This window comes from Pseudoalteromonas sp. SG45-5 (assembly GCF_014164085.1).
GTDB classification, from domain to species: Bacteria; Pseudomonadota; Gammaproteobacteria; order Enterobacterales; family Alteromonadaceae; genus Pseudoalteromonas; species Pseudoalteromonas aliena.
In genome coordinates this window covers 1-18,647 of the sequence record NZ_JACJEM010000044.1, presented here as the reverse complement: position 1 = coordinate 18,647, position 18,647 = coordinate 1, and the positions used below count along the sequence as shown (strand labels likewise).

The following is an 18,647-nucleotide window of genomic DNA, read 5'->3' as shown; positions in this document are numbered from 1 at the left end:
TTGCAATGTATTGAATTACTCGTAGTCTTAAAGCTTAAAACACTGAGTAAACTTTATAAAAACAGGGTATGTATTACATATTTTTTATAATGTAATAATTTATTTACTTTAATATCATATAGTTATTTTTGGTATCAAATGTGCTAAACATTAATGCCTGTTTATCTTTTGAGGTTGAATTTGCAGCATGCGTTTGGTTTTTAGGCAAGGCAGAGTCTATGTTGTGTGGTATTCCCCATAAATAGGCGATAACGACGCATAAGTGCCAAATGCGCTGCCTTTGGGTTCGTCCTAGAGGCGATTAACTCTTTGTTGCCTACATGGATGTAGGGAAGGGGCGTGAGCAGGACGCGAAAGCAGTTACCGAACCCGCTAGGTTACAAACCTTGTGCCGCGATTGAATCGCCCCTAGATAGAACAAATTTAAATCCAAAAAGGTTAACAGGCTCTAGTAATATAATAAAACAAGGAATTTGAAAATGACTGAAGTTACGCTTTCTGCCTATTTGGCATTTTACCTTTACTTAATTATGCTCGTGGTGCAATGGGCGGTGGCTACATTTAGTAAAGCTAAAGAGCCCCATGCTGTCCCTGGTAAAATAAACGACGATTTATCGCACGATAGCTTTATATTTAGAGCGCACCGCACATTTCATAATACGCTCGAAAACAGTGCGCTATTTATAGGCACCGTGTTATTTGCATTTGTGATTAATTACCAAAGTCCACTTTTTGCAATGTGTGTTTGGGTATATTTAATAGCGCGTATAATTCACATGGTGTTGTACTACGCAATTGCAACAGAGAAAAACCCAAGCCCGCGTAGTTACTTCTTTTTAATTGGCGTGATTGCAAATGTGGTGATGTTAGTAATGATAGGATTAAGATTAGTTGCCTAGATTGTACAAATAGCGCCTATAAATTATATTTTTTATAGCGTTAAAAAAGCGAAGAGGCTATGAAGCATCTTCGCTTTTTTATTTTAAACGGTTTTAGCTACTTTACTATTTTAACCTGAACTCTGGTTAAAATATCTACTAACATATCGAAAAGTAATATTTAAACTTTTCTCACTCTATGTTAATAGTTGTATTGCTAATTATTCCATCGTAGGTTACTGAGATAACAGCAGTATTATTAGTACTTGATTTACTCGTTAGCCTATATAAAGCCTCTTTTGTTCCGGCATTAATTAACTTACCTTCCACTATACTACTGCCATTAAGGTTCCAATCAGCAAATTCGGTAACATTTAGGCTTGTTGGTGTAGTGGTATAATTTGCTGTTAATACGAGGTCGATTGTTTTTAATGGCTCTAATGTTAGTGTGCTTTCGCCATCATTAATTTGGATTGTGTTAAGACTTGCATCTCCCTTAACTTCTAACGTTGCTATTTTTTGTTTCCCACCACATTGACCAATAAGCTTGGTTGAACCTGGCTTTAAAGCAAAAATAACACCTTTGTTATTCTTATCTGTTGTTATTCCTACATAATCGTCTGTATTTAGCTGTGACCAAGAAATACTATTATCTATATTAAACGTTGAATCTGTATTACTGAGATTAGCTTGTGCTTTAAGTTGCATGCGATCGCCCACATTTAATGTGATCGTATCTGTTGCAACATCATCAACTAAAAGATTTATGCTTTCTAGATTTTTTGGATCTGAAGTGACGTTTAATTGAGCTGTAACTGTGCCTATACTTGCGGTGATCTGCGTTTTTTCAATACTAGGTGCTGAGGTAAATAAAGTTCCATCTGAGTCAATGGTTGCAGTAGTACTATTATCAACGGAAAAACTCATATCTTTAATAGTATTTAATGAAATATATCCATCCGTGTAGCTAACATCACCATTAATTTTTGCATCAATACAGGTGTTTATATTACCGGTTTGTGAGGATGCTTGCTTTAATTTAATACTAGCAACTGCTGCATTGCTTATCGATATCTCTCCATTACCAGAAATATCATTAATAGTAGTGCCTGTAATTTTAACTAGACCCTGATCAGCTGAAGAGTTCGCTATTGCAGTCACTAAACCACTATCACTCACGGTTGCAATGTCGCTATCGCTTGAGCTCCAAGTTAATTCTTTAGTGACATCTCTTTTTTTACCTTTGCTATCAATACCTGTTGCGCTAAGTTGATGTTTATCGCCCACTCTTAAGCGTGTTTGAGCATTTTCAATAGTGACTGATTCTATAATAGTTCCTTCACTGCGAAGCTTTTCGAGGGTAACAGCTTTGATAAGGTCGTCGGATTTGTCATCTGCACCACAACCAATAATGCTTGTTAATAAAATTGCAACAACGGATAATTTCGGGAAAATGTTTATTTTTGTCATTTTGGAAAAATACCTTTATATAATAAATTAATGACTAAAATTGGTATGTAAAACCAAGAGAGATAGCTGTAATCTTAATATCATCTTTGTTGTACAAAGATTGATAACCCAATCTGATTTGTGTGTTGTCTATGTAAGGAATATCTTGATGTACCGCCAGTCCCCACGCAAAACCTTTATATTGAAAGTTGTCACTAATTGTCATTTCAGGACCAGCAGTTACAATATCTGTTATTGCATACCCCAAAGAAACATCTAAGCCAAAACCATTTACAACATCTGATTGCATAACAAAAAATAGCGCGGCGCTTTTCTCTATATCAAACTCAATACTATAAATATTATCAGTGTCATTAGCAGCTAAATATTGTGCTTCAAAAGCCATGTTGTTGTTACTAACACCTAAACGTAGTGCGGTTGCTTTGGGTTTTGCATCTTCGCTGGCAATCGTGATTTCAGGTAAAACGTAATCTACACCGATATAAACGGTGTCAGCAAAACACTGTGAAGACGCGCAAAGGAAAAGTAGAGGAAGTATTTTTTCCATAAAGAGGCTCACTATCCATAAATTATTATAAGGCAGGGATGGTATATAATCGACTAAAATTAATCAAGAAAATGTCCGTGTTTTATGTTTAAAAAGGTACAATTAACCACTTTATTAACACTTTGATAAATGAATAATTAGGAGATATTTTTGTTTCGTTTTTAAAATATTAACAACAAAAAAAGCGAAGACCTTAAAAGGCACCTTCGCTTGTTTTGTTACAGTTAAATTCAGTAACTCACAGATTAATACCAATTGCATTAAATTAGTGATCTATTATAGCGATAAGAAAATAGCGTAATAACAAGGCTAAAATTATGATACATAGTTGTTCTATATAAATAATTTTTAACGTAGTGAGTGAGTTATTTAATACGCTAGAATGATCATGTTTTTAATAAAATTGGTATAGTTAATCTATACCTATAAACCCGCCTGTTTGGTGTGTCCAAAGGGCTGCGTAAATGCCACCTTTAGCAATGAGTTCTTCATGAGTACCTTGTTCAACTACGCCGCCGTCATCAAGTACAATTAATCTATCCATTTGTGCGATGGTAGAAAGTCTGTGTGCTATAGCGATTACTGTTTTACCTGTCATTAAGTCATCAAGGCTTGCTTGAATTGCTGCTTCTACTTCTGAGTCGAGTGCGCTGGTGGCTTCATCAAGTATGAGTATAGGTGCGTTTTTAAGTAATACGCGGGCAATAGCAATACGTTGACGTTGGCCGCCCGATAGGGTGACACCGCGTTCGCCTACTTGTGCATCAAAGCCTTTATTACCTTTACTATCAACCAAGTCGTTTATAAACTCGAGTGCTTTAGCTTGCTTGGTAGCGTTTATCATCTCAGCTTGCGTTGCATCGGGACGTCCATACAAAATGTTATCTTTTACTGAACGGTGCAGCAGGGAAGTGTCTTGCGTGACCATGGCGATATAACGGCGAAGACTTTCTTGGCTTACGTCTGTGATATTTTGACCATCAATTCTTATGCTGCCAGAGTCGGTATCATAAAAACGCAATAATAAGTTAACAAGCGTTGATTTACCTGCGCCAGAGCGACCCACCAATCCAATTTTTTCGCCGGGTTTAATCGTTAAATTTAGCCCGTTCATAACGGGGCTGCGAGTAGTCTCGTTTGCGGCTTTACCGTAATTAAAGTGTACGTTATTAAACTCAATTGCCCCTTGGCTTACGTTCAGTGTATTGGCGTTTGGTTTGTCGGCCACTTCGATAGGGTTTGAGAGTGTTTTCATACCGTCGGCTACGGTGCCAATGTTTTCAAACAGACTGCTTATTTCCCACATGATCCATTGCGCCATGCCGTTTAATCGAAGCGCTAGACTTACTGCAACCGCAATTGCACCTGCGGTAATTGCGCTAAGCGACCATAAATAAAGTGATACAGCAGCAACTGAGAATACTAATAGGTAATTTAGGGTTTGAATAACGAAGTTTAAGCTGGTCACCAAGCGCATTTGCTTGTACACCGGCTGTAAAAATACATCCATGCTTTGTTTTGCGTATTGCTCTTCTCGCTGGGTATACGAAAACAATTTGATCGTAGAAATATTGGTGTAGCTATCAACAATACGCCCTGTCATTTCTGAGCGAGCATCGGCTTGTGAGCTGGCAATTTTTTTAAGGCGCGGAACAAAATATAGCTGCACACAAATGTATAAAGCCAGCCAAACCAGTAAAGGGATCATTAAGCGCCAATCAGCTTCGGCAACTAAAAATACCATTGAGCCAAAGTAAACCACGATGTACATTAGTACATCGAGTAGTTTAGTCACTGTTTCGCGAACGGCTAAAGAGGTTTGCAGTACTTTAGTGGCTATTCGTCCAGCAAATTCATTTTGATAAAAACTCACACTTTGACGCAGTAAATAACGATGCGCTAACCAGCGTATCGACATAGGGTAATTACCTAACAAGGCTTGATGCAAAATAGCGGAATGAAAAAATACAACGACAGGCAGCACAACTAATAGCATTACAGCCATTTTAACAAGTTCTGACTTTTGTTCGACAAACAAAGTCTCGGGTGTGTAGGCCGTTAACCAATCAACTAGTTGCCCCATGTAGCTAAATAAAGACACCTCTAGGATAGCGAGCATGGCGGCGCTTATTGACATCAGCACCAACGATAGTTCCATTCCTTTGGTGTAGTGACGACAAAAAGCAAACAAAGTAGAAGGCGGCTGAGTTGGTTGATCCTCAGGAAATGCTTTGGTCATTTTTTCAAATAATCGATACATTTTAAAAACTTAAATGGCAAATAATGGTGGGTATCATAGCATTTAAGTATTTTAAAATGCAGCCTTGTAAAGACTTAATATAAGCAAGCACGTAAATACTCTATTTGAGTATCGAAAAGATATTAATTTGATAGTAGATCAAAATAGGCGAATATTAACGCGTGTTTATTTCCCAGAAATAGACAGTAACGTGGTTAGCATTTAAAATAGCTGCTGATGCTGAGATAGATTCATTACTTTAAATTGGCTTAATTATAAGGAGGTGATATGTACACAGGTTCATGTCTATGTGGTGAAATTACAGTAGAGCTAACGGGCCCTATTACGAGTATTATCCATTGTCACTGCTCACTTTGCAGAAAAAACAGCGGTACTGCTTTTGCGACTAATGGCTTTATAAATGCGAACGAATTTACCATTGCAACAGGCAGTAATTTACTAAGCGAATATTCTTTTAAAGCAGGGCGCACGCGTTATTTTTGTAAATGTTGCGGTTCACCAATTTATAGTGCTAATGCAGATGACAAAAGTCGATATAGAATTCGTTTGGGTCTAATAGATTCAGCGATTACTGAAAAGCCTTTATCTCATAACTTTGTAACTTCTAAGGCAAATTGGGAGCAACTAGAAACGAGCTTACCTTGTTACGATACATTTGAACCTGGTCGCTAGTCGCTAGTCGTTACTCTATTTCTATATGGTATATAGTATTTATTGCGTTATGTAGTTTTGGGGCAATGGCTTGCATTACTTTTGATGTTTGTATGGCTTCAATACTAATATACTTCAACGACTTGTGGCTAAGTATCAGTACAATATTGTTGTATTCATTAAATTCAATGAGTGCGATGCACTTAAAATACTGACGTAGTAAAACTAAAATATTTTTTAAATCTTGGCCTGTTTGAGGGTTTAAATTAATCACTGCTTGGCCACTTTCATCTATACAGCGATTAATTGATTGCCAAAATGAATGATTTTGAATAAACGTTTGGTGGTACTCTCCACTAAAAATATCAATATAGATAATGTCGTATTTTTGATTGCATAGACTTATAAACTGCTCAGCACATTGTAAATGAACAGTGTGATCCTTGGGTAATTGAAAAAACTGCTTTGCAATGCTCACTATTGCTGGGTTTATTTCTACACTTTCAAACAGATTAACGGGACTTAAGTAAGGAGTATTAGACTCAATATGTTTGAGTGTACGTTCTAACCCAGCTGTACCTAGCCCTAAATTTAGAATACGCAGGTTATTAATCGGTATTAATAAAAATAACAGCATGCTTTGATATATAGCCACACATACTTTTTCAGGGCTCACTTTATTCATTACACCTTGAATAATTACGTCAGACTGTGGGTTGTTGTTAAGCGTGAGCCATAGATGTTCATTATTTTGATAAACGCAAGTTAAGCCAAATTCATTTTCGACATGATAGGTTAGATTACTTGATGTGGTATCGGTTTTTAATTGGCGCATAACAGTATGTAGTAGATTAAACTCGCTCATTAGTGTGCCATGAATAGGGTGAGATTTTCACTTAATTTTTACTTAACCTGAGCTCTGGTTAAGAGATTTACTAACGTATTGAATCATGGTGATATTTAAATTTATTTTCTCTAGCCAGATTTATTATCCTAAGTTCAGGTTACCTTGATCATATCCTCAGTAACTACATCAGCACCACTTTATCGTTTTTTAGTGTACTAAATACATTAAGACACTCTCAATCCTGCACCTTAGCGTAGCTATGTTCACACTTATCTCAAATGTATTGAAGTACAAACGTGCTTGAGTAATGGTGTATGCTAAAATAATTCGGAGTCATATTTATGCTTAGCACAGGTATTAAAATTACGAGTAAAATTTTGCAGCACAGCACGTTAGCTGTTGTATGTTCTTTTAGTCTGATGGTAAATGCGTCAGAGCTTAAATCTGAGGATCAACAAAAGCTTCATGATATAGCAAACAACGTATCTGCTAGTCGCATTGGTCATGATATTCAAACACTGGTGAATTTTGGTACTCGTCATACACTTTCAGATACTAAATCTGATACTCGAGGTATTGGTGCGGCTAGACGTTGGATAAAAAAAGAATTTGAAAAAATATCAGCACAATGTGGCGGTTGTCTTGAAGTTATTGAAGTAAAAGATACTATTTCGGGTGAAAAACGCATTCCGAATCCTGTTGAAGTTGTAAACATAGTCGCTATTCAACGCGGTATTAGCGAGCCAAACCGTATGGTGATGATGTCGGGAGATATAGATTCACGTGTTAGTAACGTTATGGATTTTACCAGTGACTCGCCTGGTGCTAACGATAACGCTTCTGGTGTAGCGGGCGTTATAGAAGCGGCTCGTGTTTTAAGTAAGTACAAATTTAATGGTTCGGTAGTTTACGCAGCACTTTCGGGCGAAGAGCAAGGTTTGTTTGGCGGTAAAATATTAACGGCTTATGCACAAAAGCATAACTGGCAAGTTCATGGCGTTTTAAACAACGATATGATTGGTAATATTACCGGTATTAATGGCGTAACCGATAACACGACGGCTCGTATATTCTCTGAAGGAACACGTGTTGTAGAAACTAAAAAGCAAGCTAACACTCGCCGTTTTACGGGTGGTGAAATTGATTCCGCGAGTCGTAATTTAGCGCGCTACATAGATACGATTGCCGATAGATACATCCCAAATTTAAACACAATACTCGTTTATCGATTAGATAGATTTGGCCGTGGTGGGCATCATCGTCCATTTAACGATGCAGGTTTTGCCGCAGTGCGTATTATGGAAACTAACGAGCATTACGATCGCCAGCATCAAGATTTACGCATTGAAGATGGGGTTGAGTATGGGGATACAATTGAAGGCGTTGATTTTGATTATACGGCTAAGCTAACCTCGCTTAATGCGGTAACGATGGCATCAATGGCTTGGGCACCCGCACCGCCAAAAGAAGTTAAAATAACGGGAGCTGTTACCGCCAACACCTCGTTCTCTTGGCAACAAAGCAGTGATGAAAATATTGCCGGTTATAAAATTTATTGGCGTTATACCAGCGAGCCGCAATGGCAGTTTAGTAAATATGTTGGCAAGGTTTCAAAGTACACACTTAAAAACGTAGTGATTGATAATTATTACTTTGGAGTCGCGTCTGTAAATAAACAAGGGATTGAGTCGCCAGTGGTGTTTCCTGGTGATGTAGGTTCGTTTGATCATAATATAAAATAATAGTTTGGCTAAAAACACAGCAAACAGAGAGTTTTGAGATGCCAACGGCCGTTTTATACTTGCACCTTATTTACTAAGCCCTTACAGTGTAAAAAAAGTAGTAAAAGGTTATTAAAAATGCAGCAAAAAGAAAAAAAACCGTTAACAGCACAAGAGCAAGCTTTAGCAGAACAACAACGTGTTGCATGGCAACGCGAATGTTTTCAAGCAGCGCAAAAGCATTTAGCCGAAAAGGGTATTATGCCAAAATCAGTAGTTGATGTAGACAGCCGATTTTTAGCACCTCTTTGTGCAATGTGGAAATTTAAAGCGCAAAACGGTAAAACATATTGGGTAGTTACAGGGCGATTACCTACTGATCATGTAGAAGCAAGTGCAGCTAAAGATGCGCGTGATGCAATGCGTTATTTTTCGTTGCAATGGCAATTAAAAGCGGATCAAATTATGAGTACTGGTGCGCGAGATAAAACGCAAGTTGATTTTGCTAACTTACTTATAAATAGAGCGCATGGTTTGTACGAAGTGTATGAGAATGAACCATTGTGGGCTAATGAAGCAAAGTAGCTACAGTTTGGTTTAAGTAATAATGTAGGGTAGTAATTAATTATTACCCTTTTATTTTAATTAATGTACGAGAGTGAAGGGGGTGGTATTAAATGCTGAAACAGGGCACTGCATACGTTGCCTAGGAATTCCTGCCTCCATAAATACATTCCCTTGCTGAATAAAGCCATTTCGCTTAAAGCGCTCTACCTCATTTAAAATACAATTAATGCTTACTTCTTTTATCCCTTGGTTTGACGCTAATTCAACAATAAAATTGAGAAGTGATTTATATACTTTGCGATTACGGTGCTTTGGAAGTACAGCAATCCGGCTGATCAATCCATCGCTACATAACCTACCTGTGGCAACTGGGAAATGTCCGTCGTCGGTAACGAGAACATGGTATGCAATTTTATCTAGGCTATCAAATTCGATGTGCTTGGGGATATGTAACTCGTACACAAAGACCCGTTCTCGAATGTGCTGTAACAAGTCTTTTTGACTGTGCCAATCTGCTTCGTTAACTTGATAGCCCATAGTAAACTCCTATTAGAGCAATTAACCTTGATCGGTATTAAACCAAATCCCCTCATTAACCAGTGTAGTAAAGGTTTGCGTAAAAACTAGGCTTGGGTTTGTTAAATTTAATGCTGAACTTTCAAACTCAGTATTATCGGTAAGTAGCTTTACCGCCGCTAAATCAGTTAATGGCATGGCGTAATTTTCACCGTTTACGCTTAGTAGTAATTCATCATCTAACTGTTGATAAATAGCACGCGTGCCGCCTAAGCGTTCAAACACAACTTCTTCATCACTTAAATCATCGCTTATTTGCTCTGATGTAAATGGAGGCTCTACTGGTGCTAAATCCATTTCATGTTTGGGCTGACTAAGCGTTGAGCCTAACCATTGTTTAAATAACTCATCGTTCTCTAATAGTGAAGCCATCAATGTTTTAACTTTATCAACTTCAAGGTTTGTAAGTTCACCTTTTGACTTGCTCAGCGCTAGATTGTGATCGGTATAGCGTTTTTGGCCGCTTTCGGTATCAATAATATGATCGGCAAAACTCGACAATAAATCTTGTTGATTAGGCGCTCGAAAACCAACTGAATAATTTAGCGCATTTTCTACTGCGTAACCTTCGTGAGGGCACCCAGGTGGAATATATAAAATGTCGCCAGGTTCTAAAATGCAGTCAATGACCGCTTCAAAAGCTTCTACTTGCAGCAGCTTTTTGTTTTGAGCGAACTGCTTAAGTGTCGGAACAGGCAGGCCTACACGCCAATGGCGCTTACCTTCGCCTTGAATAATAAACACATCGTACTGATCTAAATGCGGGCCAACACCACCATTAGGCGTTGAATAGCTGATCATTAAATCATCTATGCGCCAATTAGGAATAAACCTAAATGGTTCGAGCAGCTGTGCAGCATCTGGATGCCAGTGATCAACTGCTTGCACGAGTAATGTAGAGTGATCGTCTGTTAATTGCTCAAAGTCTTCAAATGGACCTTGGTGCGTTTGCCAGTCATTTTTATGATTGGTGATAATACGTGACTCTATGCTTTCTTCCATTGCTAGGCCGGCAAGTTCATTAGCATCAAGCGGGTCTTGAAAATTAGCAAAACCTTGTTTGATTAAAAGCGGTTTTTTTTGCCAAAAATGGCTTAAAAATTCTTGCTCAGACAAATTATTTATTTTTAATTGATACATACATTATGCCTACTAGTTAGTGCAATGGGTTAAAACAAAAAAAGCGAAAGGATGATCCTTTCGCTTTTTAAAAGAGCAATTTAGTTTTTAAACTAAATCATCAATAAACTCAACAGCACGACCAATGTAGTTGGCAGGTGTTAGTTTTTTCATTTCTACTTTTGCGTCCTCAGGAAGGTCTAAACCATCGATGAAGTCAGCCATTATTTCTTTGTTTACACGTTTACCGCGCGTTAAATCTTTAAGTTTTTCGTACGGCTTTTCAATGCCATATTTACGCATAACCGTTTGAATCGGCTCGGCTAGTAATTCCCAGTTTTGATCAAGCTCATCAGCTAAACGTTGCTCGTTTACTTCAAGCTTACTTACACCTTTAAGTGTTGATTGGTATGCAATAATTGCATAACCCATACCTACGCCTAGGTTACGTAATACGGTTGAATCAGTAAGGTCACGCTGCCAGCGAGAAACCGGAAGCTTTTGTGCAAGGTGAGCAAAAATAGCGTTTGCTAAGCCTAAGTTACCTTCTGAGTTTTCAAAATCAATTGGGTTAACTTTATGCGGCATTGTTGATGAGCCAATTTCGCCAGCAATTGTTTTTTGCTTAAAGTGATTAAGGGCAATGTAGCCCCACATGTCACGATCAAAATCGAGCAATATAGTGTTAAAACGTGCAATTGCGTCAAACAACTCTGCAATATAGTCATGCGGTTCAATTTGTGTCGTAAATGGATTTAGTGTTAAACCTAAGCTTGATACAAACTTATCTGCGTGTGTATGCCAGTCGTAATCTGGGTATGCGCTAAGGTGAGCGTTGTAGTTACCAACAGCACCATTAACTTTACCTAACATTTCTACTTGTGCAATTTGCCCGCGTTGACGTTTTAAACGCATGTATACGTTAGCAAACTCTTTACCCATAGTCGATGGTGTAGCAGGTTGCCCGTGTGTACGAGTCATCATTGGGATTGTTTTGTATTCAATTGCTTTTTCTTTAATTGCGCTTAAAAGTTCATCGCAATAAGGAAGTAAAACGTTTTTACGCGCTTCGCTTAGCATTAAACCATGAGATAGATTATTAATATCTTCTGAAGTACAAGCAAAGTGAATAAATTCGTTAATTGCATGAAGCTCACTGTTATCGGCGACTTTTTCTTTTAGTAGGTATTCAACCGCTTTAACATCGTGATTTGTCGTGCGTTCAATGTCTTTAACGCGCTGTGCATCAGCTTCACTGAAGTTATCTACAATGGCGTTTAGTAGTGCATTAGCTTGTTCGCTAAATGCAGGTACTTCTTTAATATCGCTTGCCGCAGCTAACGCTTGCAACCAACGCACTTCAACGGTTACGCGGTATTTGATTAAGCCAAATTCGCTGAAAATACTGCGCAGTTCAGTGGTTTTGCTGCCGTAGCGACCATCCACTGGAGAGATAGCCGTTAACGCTGAAAGCTCCATAATAACTCCTAAATTTTAGTTTGAACGATAGTTAAATTTTTGTTTTAGCAATAGCGAGTATTTTTCTCTTTGCAAAGAAAAAGTGACGGCGTTTACCGCCCATTTGTCGCCATAATACTGCACTTCTAATGCCGGCTAATAATAATGCACGGATTTTATTTTGAGTGAGTTGCTGTTTTAATAACTCGGGTTTACCATAAACCTGTATTCGGTGCCCAAGGGGGCTCAGCACCGACGAGTATATATCTGCTAAACCGGCAACAACGCTCTCGTCGGTAATAGCAAAGTGGTCTAAACGACGATGAATATCATCAATGCGTTTACCTAATTCGTTTAAGTTTTTTTCGTTAGCACTGAGTGCTCGCTCAAGCTGCATTAAACCACCCACGTATTTGACTATTTCAACATCTTTTTGAGCACCCGCTGTTAGCTGTGCCATTAATGTTTTATAGCCATCACGTAAGTTGTCAGTACCTTGGTAAACATCTTCTGGCGATGCCGGAGATGTTTGAATAATACTTGTAAGCAGGATTTCTAAATCATGTTCGTTATTGCTGCCGTACTGGGCAATTTTTTGAACTTGTTTAGCTACTTGGCACATGGCGGCAAGCGCCATGACTTGGTATTGATTCATTACTTAATCACCGAATCAATAATACCACCGCCTAAACACACATCTTCTGCATAAAATACGGCAGATTGACCAGGCGTCACTGCTTTTTGTGGCTCGTCGAATAATACGCGTGCCATGCCGTCTTCACCTACAAGCAGGGTACAGCTTAAATCTTCTTGGCGGTAACGTGTTTTAACAGTACAGCGAGTTGTGCCTTTAGGGCCAATACGGTCTACCCAGTGAAGTTGGTTTGCGTTAAGACCGTTGCTGTATAGGCGAGGGTGATCTTTACCTTGGCCCACAACAAGTACGTTACGTTCTAAATCTTTATCAACTACGTACCATGGTTCGCCAGAACCTTCCTTCATACCACCAATTAACAAGCCTTTGCGTTGTCCAAGTGTATGGTACATTAAGCCTTCATGCTCACCTACGTTATTACCGTCAGTGTCTTCGATAACGCCAGGTTGTGCTGGTAAGAACTTTTGTAAAAAGTCTTTAAATTTACGCTCACCAATAAAGCAGATACCTGTACTGTCTTTTTTATCGTGAGTGATTAGGTCTTGCTCTTCTGCTATGCGGCGTACTTCTGGTTTTTCTATATCGCCTACAGGGAATAACGTTTGGCCGATATGTTCATGGCTTAGGGTATATAAGAAGTAGCTTTGATCTTTATTATTATCAAGCCCGCGACACATAACGTATTTGTCATCGCGAAGCTCACGGCGAACATAGTGACCCGTTGCAATAAAGTCAGCACCGAGTGCTTGAGCAGCAAACTCTAAAAAGGCTTTAAATTTAATTTCTTTATTACACATTATATCTGGGTTAGGTGTACGACCTGCTTTGTACTCTGCTAAAAAGTACTCAAATACGTTGTCCCAGTATTCTGCTGCAAAGTTAACAGTGTGAAGCTCAATGCCTAATTTATCGCATACGGCTTGTGCATCTTTTAAATCATCAGCGGCAGCACAGTATTCATCATTGTCGTCTTCTTCCCAGTTCTTCATAAACAGGCCTTCTACTTGGTAGCCCTGTTGTTGTAATAAATACGCAGATACAGAAGAATCAACACCGCCGGACATGCCAACAATGACTTTAATGTGACTATTTTCGCTCATGAATAATTTCGCTTATACAGATTGCTGTTAACTTGGAAAGGCCGCGATTATAGCATGTATTTTGTTTGTGCTTAAAGAGAGTAAAGGGGCAAAGGAGGGAATTAGTCACTATTTTATTTATATAACAAATAGAAAAAGAAACTTAGAAAGTATAAAAAACAATCCTTTTGTTTTAATTAGGTTTTTATATTGCTAACTATGTTATGAGTATGAGTGTGTTTTGTTATATTTTTTCAGTGATTTAGTATTATTTTCTTTCAAATATTCGGCAGTAAATATAAACTGCGCCCGCCCTAGGATATAACCTTGTTATATCGATTTAGTGAGCTGGCCAATATAATCAATGGAATGAATATATGAACTACGTTGAACAAATAAATAAAATTAAATCGTTAGTTGAATATTACACTTGTCAATTTAATCAGCCTATTAGTGAGTTACTAAATAACCCCTCAAGTGAATTTAAGCAATCGGCTTATCGTCTTTTTTACGAACTGATTAAGTTTAAAAATCCTTCTTTTTGCCAAGAACCACACCCTATAAATGAGGTGTTTAGCTTAATCAAACGCTCAATTTCTTGCACTGAACACTCAGAAAAGTCAGCACTTGAATGTGTGGAACGTTGGTGGCTTGAATGGTACTTCACCCTAGAAATGGATGCCAGACTTGCATCAAGCATAACTGACATCCCTGCGAGTTATGTATCATCAAGCACAGAACACCCAATGCGTAAACATGAGCTAAGTCATTACGCTAGGTTGTTTACTGTGCTGCCAATGCCAATTTGTAATGTGTGTGCTCGAACTGGTGATCTATTAAAAGTAAATCAACGCTTTGTTGATGTTTTTGGTTACACGTTAGATGAAGTGCCTAATTTAGCTGCTTGGTGGGAAAATGCTTTTCCAGATCCAGAGTATAGAAAATCAGCCAAAGCATTATGGAAAAACTCTTTGCAGTTTGCGAAGGAAAATAACAATGATATTCCTGCTAATGACTATCGTGTTCGTTGCAGTAATGGTAGCGAGTTAGTAATGGAAGTGTCGGGTATTGATAATGGCGATGAATTTATTGCCGTATTTTACGATGCCACTGAACGTCTAAAAGCACAAGATATACTACGTGATATGGCTTTTCTTGATTCGTTGACAAAAATAGCAAATAGGCGCCGTTTTGATGAGCAGTTTACGTATGAGTTTGAGCGATTAAAAAGCAGTACCGACAAACTATCTATGATCTTCATTGATGTTGATCATTTTAAACAATTTAATGACCGATACGGGCATGTAACTGGCGATATTTGTCTGCGTGATGTCGCACAAAAAATTGCAGCGACGGTGAGTCGCCCCGAAGACTTTGTAGCGCGGTATGGCGGTGAAGAATTTGTTGTGTTATTACCGCAAACAGATACGCAGGGTGCACTTTTCATTGCAGATCAGATTCAAAAAGCGATAGAAGAGCTAGCAATACCGCACCAAGATAGTTTTACAGGAGTTTTGTCAATCAGCATGGGAGTTAACACAGCGGATGCGAACGATGACAAGCTTGTCTTTTTAAAAGCAACCGACAGTGCTCTTTATTATGCTAAAAGACAGGGACGAAATTGTATTGCACTTAGCTCTGAAAATTTGTAAATATGCTTCTTTAATTTTAGGGCGTGTTGACCTTTTAGATTGAAATTTGTTCAATCTAGGGGCGATTTAATCGTCCCTAGAAAGAGCCCAACAGGCAGTGCATATTTGGCATTTATGCTGCGTTATTGCCTGTTTGCTGTGTAAATTTATCGTGCTCTTTTACGAGTGAAAACTCATTTTTCTTTTTTACTATTGCAGTAACTGTTATGTGCTGTTTATGCATCAATTACGCCTTTAATTACTTTGTACTCACCACAATTAATGTCATCCAACGTATAATTGCCAATACTGTAGCGAATGAGGCGAAGTGTAGGGTGGCCGATATGCGCAGTCATACGGCGAACTTGTCTGTTTTTACCTTCGTTAATGGTAATGCTTAGCCACGTAGTGGGGATTGCTTTTCGTTCACGTACTGGCGGATTACGCGCCCAAATTATAGGCTCATCTATTATTTTAACGTTAGCGGGGAGTGTTAGCCCGTCTTTAAGCTCTACGCCATTACATAAATCATTAATTGATTCACTTGATGGTTTACCTTCAACTTGTACCCAGTAGGTTTTATTTGTTTTTTTATTAGGTGCGGTTAAGGTGTTTTGCAATTTTCCACAGTTTGTTAAAAGCAATAAACCTTCACTGTCTCTATCTAATCTACCCGCTGCGTAAACTTCTTTAATAGGGATAAACTCTGCAAGCGTTTTCCTATCGGCATCATCTGTAAATTGACAAAGCACATCAAATGGTTTGTTAAACAGGACAATTCTTCTGTCTTTAGACGCTATTTGTGGCTTTATTTCTCTTTTACCTGAAGGTGTTTTGTTAAGTGCACTGCGAGAATAAGTACGGCCAGTACTTCTTTTTGGCTTGGCTTGTGCTGCTTGATTATTGCCTGATTTAGCTCTCATTATATGCACCTAGCTGGTTTTGGTAATCCGGCAATTTTTGTTGCTTGCTTGGCTGGGCCTTTAGGAAATAATTTATATAAATAAAGGCTATTTCCTTTGTCTTCACCGAGTGCTTTAGCCATTGCTTTTACAAGCATTCTAATTGCTGGGCTGGTGTTATATTCAATGTAAAAATCACGAACAAAATTAATGACTTCCCAGTGTTGCTCACTCAGTGTGATGTTTTCTTGAGTAGCAATTACAGGTGCAAGCTCCTTTGACCACAAAGTATGGTCAAGCAAGTAACCTTGTTTGTCGGTTTCAATCTGTTGGTTGTTAAATTCAAGCATGGGTTACCACGTAATGGATTGATTAGTTGATAAAGTGAGTGCCACAAAGTCTTCATAGCTAATTGCTTTATCGTTATCGGCTAATTTAATTACACGTATTTGCGCGTCTTGTTCAAGTATTAACAGTGTATCTGCAAATTGCCTAAATTGTTTTTTTGCAAAGCAGGCATCACCAACAAGTAGTACCTTATCGCCTGATAAAATTAAGTTTTCTAGCTGATTTGCGCAGTAATAGTTAAGCGGCTTTGAAAAAATATGTAACGTACTCATAGGTTCACCACATGTTGCTGCGCTCTAATTAGTGTTTGTTGTTGGCTAAAGTTAAGGACTTTTGCCTCTATGAGTAAATCATGTTTATTTAAACCATAATCAAGCAATGATTTTTCACACACAAAAATATTTTCAACATCATAAATTTCGAGCGTTTTAATATTTTTAAAAAAGTCTTTTAAGCCAATGTTGTTTGGTTGCTGATGCTTTTTTAAAGCCAAAACGGCAGGGCCGCTAAATAGCCAACTTACATTTTGATCAACGGCAGCAAATATCAACGTCATATCAAGTGCATCACGAATATTTAAATCATCAAATGGGCTGCACTGGCTCATTACTAGTACGTTTATCATTTAAATTGCACCCATTTGTCTGCATCAGATGCAAGCATGGCAAATTCAGCTAACCCTGCGACTGCAAATACACCGGTATTTTTAATATCTAATCCGCGTTTTTCAGCGGCGGTAACACACAGCATCAGGTTTATATCTTTATCAGCTAATTGCTGCCAAAGCTCTGTTATTTGAAGTTCGTCTGAGGATAAATCAAAATTATTTGAAGCGTGATAAATGCCTTGCTGATATAAAAATATCGCATCTATAGTATGGCCTTGCGCTAAACATGCATTCGCAAATTTAACTATGCGTTGCGTGGTATCGTGATCGGATGGTGGTGTATGTAATGAAAGAACAAAGCGTGCCAAAACAATTCCAATAAAAAAGCCCCAATAGAGGGGCTATTTTAACAGAACTATTTAATTAGTCATCACTTGCGCCAAGTAGAGCAAGCAAAGACGTAAATAAGTTATATACGCTTAGGTATAAAGATACTGTTGCACGAATGTAGTTAGTTTCGCCACCGTTTATGATTCGGCTCGTATCGAATAAAATCAAACCAGACATAATTAATACAACTGCCGCATTAAGCACCATAAACATCAATGAGCTGCCAACAAAAATATTAACAATGCTTGCTACAATCACAACGATTAAGCCAACAGTTAAAAAGCCACCCATAAATGAGAAATCTTTTTTAGTGTTAAGTGCATAAGCAGATAAGCCAAAAAAGATAAGCGCCGTAGAGCCCAGCGCTTGCATAATAAGCATTGGACCATTAGGCATTGCAGCATAATGGTTAAGCAATGGACCTAAGCCTGCGCCCATTAGACCGGTGAAAGCAAACACCCAAAATACACCAGATGCGGTATCTGCTTTTTTATTGACAACAAATAATAAACCAAATGAAACAAGTGTAAACACAATCCCCATAAAGTAAGGTAATTGTAGTGCCATTGAAATACCAGCAGTTACTGCACTGAATGCAAGTGTCATTGCTAATAAAAAGTAGGTGTTTTTAAGTACCTTGTTTGTTTCAATGGTAGACATTACCGGTTTCGCGGTATTGTACGATTGATTAAACGCCATTGTAGAGCTCCTTTAAGTGAAACGTGTGTGTTTCGATAATTTAACTAAAATTAGATTACCAACTCTTATATGTTTGGGCAAACCTTTGTAGATCAATAGAGTCAAATATTTTAATAAAACAGACATTGATCAGACCAATTTCAAAAATTTCGATTTAATTTAAACGCTTAATTCTCTTTAATTTGATAAAATAACATCTCAACTTTGAGGTGTATATGAATCTAAAAATCAAACGGTTAGAC

Annotated in this window: 20 protein-coding genes; 5 read left to right on the top strand and 15 right to left on the bottom strand. The window is 38.1% G+C overall.

The features are described 5' to 3' along the window. The first annotated feature begins 479 nt into the window (after positions 1 to 479). Positions 480 to 899, top strand: coding sequence for an MAPEG family protein (locus H5119_RS14390; protein ID WP_077537753.1), 420 nt, complete (start codon positions 480 to 482; stop codon positions 897 to 899). A 171-nt stretch (positions 900 to 1,070) separates the two neighbouring features. Here H5119_RS14390 and H5119_RS14385 read toward each other — a convergent pair whose 3' ends face one another. From H5119_RS14385 to H5119_RS14375, 3 genes are all read right to left on the bottom strand, one after another. Next, positions 1,071 to 2,348 (bottom strand): Ig-like domain-containing protein, encoded by a 1,278-nt coding sequence (locus H5119_RS14385; protein ID WP_182702745.1) that lies wholly within the window; start codon positions 2,346 to 2,348, stop codon positions 1,071 to 1,073. A gap of 34 nt (positions 2,349 to 2,382) precedes the next feature. Beyond that, the gene (locus tag H5119_RS14380; RefSeq protein WP_182702744.1) at positions 2,383 to 2,895 is read right to left on the bottom strand and encodes an outer membrane beta-barrel protein; all 513 of its coding nucleotides are present in this window, start codon (positions 2,893 to 2,895) and stop codon (positions 2,383 to 2,385) included. Positions 2,896 to 3,307: 412 nt separating this feature from the next. Then, on the bottom strand, positions 3,308 to 5,155 hold the full coding sequence (locus H5119_RS14375; protein ID WP_182702743.1) for an ABC transporter ATP-binding protein: 1,848 nt from the start codon (positions 5,153 to 5,155) through the stop codon (positions 3,308 to 3,310). 267 nt (positions 5,156 to 5,422) lie between these two features. Here H5119_RS14375 and H5119_RS14370 point away from each other — a divergent pair, with 267 nt between their 5' ends. Then, the gene (locus tag H5119_RS14370) at positions 5,423 to 5,827 is read left to right on the top strand and encodes a GFA family protein (protein WP_182702742.1); all 405 of its coding nucleotides are present in this window, start codon (positions 5,423 to 5,425) and stop codon (positions 5,825 to 5,827) included. A gap of 10 nt (positions 5,828 to 5,837) precedes the next feature. Here the strand turns inward: H5119_RS14370 and H5119_RS14365 are convergent, their stop codons facing one another. Beyond that, positions 5,838 to 6,671, bottom strand: a complete 834-nt coding sequence (locus H5119_RS14365; RefSeq protein WP_259398979.1) for a spermidine synthase — start codon at positions 6,669 to 6,671, stop codon at positions 5,838 to 5,840. Positions 6,672 to 7,072: 401 nt separating this feature from the next. Between H5119_RS14365 and H5119_RS14360 the strand changes: the two genes are divergently transcribed. Beyond that, positions 7,073 to 8,395, top strand: a complete 1,323-nt coding sequence (locus H5119_RS14360) for a M28 family peptidase (RefSeq protein WP_404936397.1) — start codon at positions 7,073 to 7,075, stop codon at positions 8,393 to 8,395. A 117-nt stretch (positions 8,396 to 8,512) separates the two neighbouring features. Beyond that, positions 8,513 to 8,959, top strand: coding sequence for a DUF4826 family protein (locus H5119_RS14355; RefSeq protein WP_182702740.1), 447 nt, complete (start codon positions 8,513 to 8,515; stop codon positions 8,957 to 8,959). A gap of 60 nt (positions 8,960 to 9,019) precedes the next feature. Here the strand turns inward: H5119_RS14355 and H5119_RS14350 are convergent, their stop codons facing one another. The 5 genes from H5119_RS14350 to mnmA all read right to left on the bottom strand — a co-directional run bounded on the left by H5119_RS14350 (position 9,020) and on the right by mnmA (position 13,849). After that, positions 9,020 to 9,478, bottom strand: coding sequence for a GNAT family N-acetyltransferase (locus tag H5119_RS14350; RefSeq protein WP_182702739.1), 459 nt, complete (start codon positions 9,476 to 9,478; stop codon positions 9,020 to 9,022). Between the two features lie 21 nt (positions 9,479 to 9,499). Then, positions 9,500 to 10,657, bottom strand: a complete 1,158-nt coding sequence (locus H5119_RS14345) for a cupin domain-containing protein (protein ID WP_182702738.1) — start codon at positions 10,655 to 10,657, stop codon at positions 9,500 to 9,502. Positions 10,658 to 10,744: 87 nt separating this feature from the next. Continuing rightward, positions 10,745 to 12,115, bottom strand: coding sequence for an adenylosuccinate lyase (gene purB / locus H5119_RS14340; protein ID WP_182702737.1), 1,371 nt, complete (start codon positions 12,113 to 12,115; stop codon positions 10,745 to 10,747). Between the two features lie 31 nt (positions 12,116 to 12,146). Then, the gene (hflD, locus tag H5119_RS14335; protein ID WP_182702736.1) at positions 12,147 to 12,749 is read right to left on the bottom strand and encodes a high frequency lysogenization protein HflD; all 603 of its coding nucleotides are present in this window, start codon (positions 12,747 to 12,749) and stop codon (positions 12,147 to 12,149) included. Next, on the bottom strand, positions 12,749 to 13,849 hold the full coding sequence (mnmA, locus tag H5119_RS14330; RefSeq protein WP_182702735.1) for a tRNA 2-thiouridine(34) synthase MnmA: 1,101 nt from the start codon (positions 13,847 to 13,849) through the stop codon (positions 12,749 to 12,751). Before mnmA ends, hflD begins: the two co-directional genes overlap by 1 nt. A gap of 356 nt (positions 13,850 to 14,205) precedes the next feature. On the opposite strand from mnmA, the gene H5119_RS14325 reads away from it, so the two are divergent. Continuing rightward, entirely contained in the window at positions 14,206 to 15,480 is a 1,275-nt protein-coding gene (locus H5119_RS14325) for a sensor domain-containing diguanylate cyclase (RefSeq protein WP_182702734.1), read from the top strand. 215 nt (positions 15,481 to 15,695) lie between these two features. Here H5119_RS14325 and H5119_RS14315 read toward each other — a convergent pair whose 3' ends face one another. The 6 genes from H5119_RS14315 to H5119_RS14290 are packed head-to-tail and all read right to left on the bottom strand — an operon-like array spanning position 15,696 to position 18,405. Further along, positions 15,696 to 16,382 (bottom strand): pseudouridine synthase, encoded by a 687-nt coding sequence (locus H5119_RS14315; protein ID WP_182702733.1) that lies wholly within the window; start codon positions 16,380 to 16,382, stop codon positions 15,696 to 15,698. Beyond that, positions 16,382 to 16,711 carry a TusE/DsrC/DsvC family sulfur relay protein gene (locus H5119_RS14310; protein WP_007375712.1) on the bottom strand — a complete coding sequence of 110 codons (330 nt, stop codon included), beginning with the start codon at positions 16,709 to 16,711 and terminating at the stop codon, positions 16,382 to 16,384. The genes H5119_RS14315 and H5119_RS14310 overlap by 1 nt, the downstream gene beginning before the upstream one ends. A 3-nt stretch (positions 16,712 to 16,714) precedes the next feature. Then, positions 16,715 to 16,981 carry a DsrH/TusB family sulfur metabolism protein gene (locus tag H5119_RS14305; RefSeq protein ID WP_182702732.1) on the bottom strand — a complete coding sequence of 89 codons (267 nt, stop codon included), beginning with the start codon at positions 16,979 to 16,981 and terminating at the stop codon, positions 16,715 to 16,717. After that, positions 16,978 to 17,334, bottom strand: a complete 357-nt coding sequence (gene tusC, locus H5119_RS14300; protein ID WP_182702731.1) for a sulfurtransferase complex subunit TusC — start codon at positions 17,332 to 17,334, stop codon at positions 16,978 to 16,980. The genes H5119_RS14305 and tusC overlap by 4 nt, the downstream gene beginning before the upstream one ends. Then, positions 17,331 to 17,684 (bottom strand): sulfurtransferase complex subunit TusD, encoded by a 354-nt coding sequence (gene tusD, locus H5119_RS14295; protein ID WP_182702730.1) that lies wholly within the window; start codon positions 17,682 to 17,684, stop codon positions 17,331 to 17,333. Before tusD ends, tusC begins: the two co-directional genes overlap by 4 nt. Positions 17,685 to 17,739: 55 nt before the next feature. Continuing rightward, complete coding sequence (locus tag H5119_RS14290) at positions 17,740 to 18,405, bottom strand: Bax inhibitor-1/YccA family protein (RefSeq protein WP_007580214.1); 666 nt, start codon at positions 18,403 to 18,405, stop codon at positions 17,740 to 17,742. Positions 18,406 to 18,647 lie beyond the last annotated feature (242 nt).

What these genes read in the sequence shown, in the direction of transcription:
- H5119_RS14390 (WP_077537753.1), top strand. Translation starts at nt 480, where the DNA reads ATGACTGAAGTTACGCTTTCTGCCTATTTGGCATTTTACCTTTACTTA.
- H5119_RS14385 (WP_182702745.1), bottom strand. Translation starts at nt 2,348, where the DNA reads ATGACAAAAATAAACATTTTCCCGAAATTATCCGTTGTTGCAATTTTA.
- H5119_RS14380 (WP_182702744.1), bottom strand. Translation starts at nt 2,895, where the DNA reads ATGGAAAAAATACTTCCTCTACTTTTCCTTTGCGCGTCTTCACAGTGT.
- H5119_RS14375 (WP_182702743.1), bottom strand. Translation starts at nt 5,155, where the DNA reads ATGTATCGATTATTTGAAAAAATGACCAAAGCATTTCCTGAGGATCAA.
- H5119_RS14370 (WP_182702742.1), top strand. Translation starts at nt 5,423, where the DNA reads ATGTACACAGGTTCATGTCTATGTGGTGAAATTACAGTAGAGCTAACG.
- H5119_RS14365 (WP_259398979.1), bottom strand. Translation starts at nt 6,671, where the DNA reads ATGAGCGAGTTTAATCTACTACATACTGTTATGCGCCAATTAAAAACC.
- H5119_RS14360 (WP_404936397.1), top strand. Translation starts at nt 7,073, where the DNA reads ATGGTAAATGCGTCAGAGCTTAAATCTGAGGATCAACAAAAGCTTCAT.
- H5119_RS14355 (WP_182702740.1), top strand. Translation starts at nt 8,513, where the DNA reads ATGCAGCAAAAAGAAAAAAAACCGTTAACAGCACAAGAGCAAGCTTTA.
- H5119_RS14350 (WP_182702739.1), bottom strand. Translation starts at nt 9,478, where the DNA reads ATGGGCTATCAAGTTAACGAAGCAGATTGGCACAGTCAAAAAGACTTG.
- H5119_RS14345 (WP_182702738.1), bottom strand. Translation starts at nt 10,657, where the DNA reads ATGTATCAATTAAAAATAAATAATTTGTCTGAGCAAGAATTTTTAAGC.
- purB (WP_182702737.1), bottom strand. Translation starts at nt 12,115, where the DNA reads ATGGAGCTTTCAGCGTTAACGGCTATCTCTCCAGTGGATGGTCGCTAC.
- hflD (WP_182702736.1), bottom strand. Translation starts at nt 12,749, where the DNA reads ATGAATCAATACCAAGTCATGGCGCTTGCCGCCATGTGCCAAGTAGCT.
- mnmA (WP_182702735.1), bottom strand. Translation starts at nt 13,849, where the DNA reads ATGAGCGAAAATAGTCACATTAAAGTCATTGTTGGCATGTCCGGCGGT.
- H5119_RS14325 (WP_182702734.1), top strand. Translation starts at nt 14,206, where the DNA reads ATGAACTACGTTGAACAAATAAATAAAATTAAATCGTTAGTTGAATAT.
- H5119_RS14315 (WP_182702733.1), bottom strand. Translation starts at nt 16,382, where the DNA reads ATGAGAGCTAAATCAGGCAATAATCAAGCAGCACAAGCCAAGCCAAAA.
- H5119_RS14310 (WP_007375712.1), bottom strand. Translation starts at nt 16,711, where the DNA reads ATGCTTGAATTTAACAACCAACAGATTGAAACCGACAAACAAGGTTAC.
- H5119_RS14305 (WP_182702732.1), bottom strand. Translation starts at nt 16,981, where the DNA reads ATGAGTACGTTACATATTTTTTCAAAGCCGCTTAACTATTACTGCGCA.
- tusC (WP_182702731.1), bottom strand. Translation starts at nt 17,334, where the DNA reads ATGATAAACGTACTAGTAATGAGCCAGTGCAGCCCATTTGATGATTTA.
- H5119_RS14290 (WP_007580214.1), bottom strand. Translation starts at nt 18,405, where the DNA reads ATGGCGTTTAATCAATCGTACAATACCGCGAAACCGGTAATGTCTACC.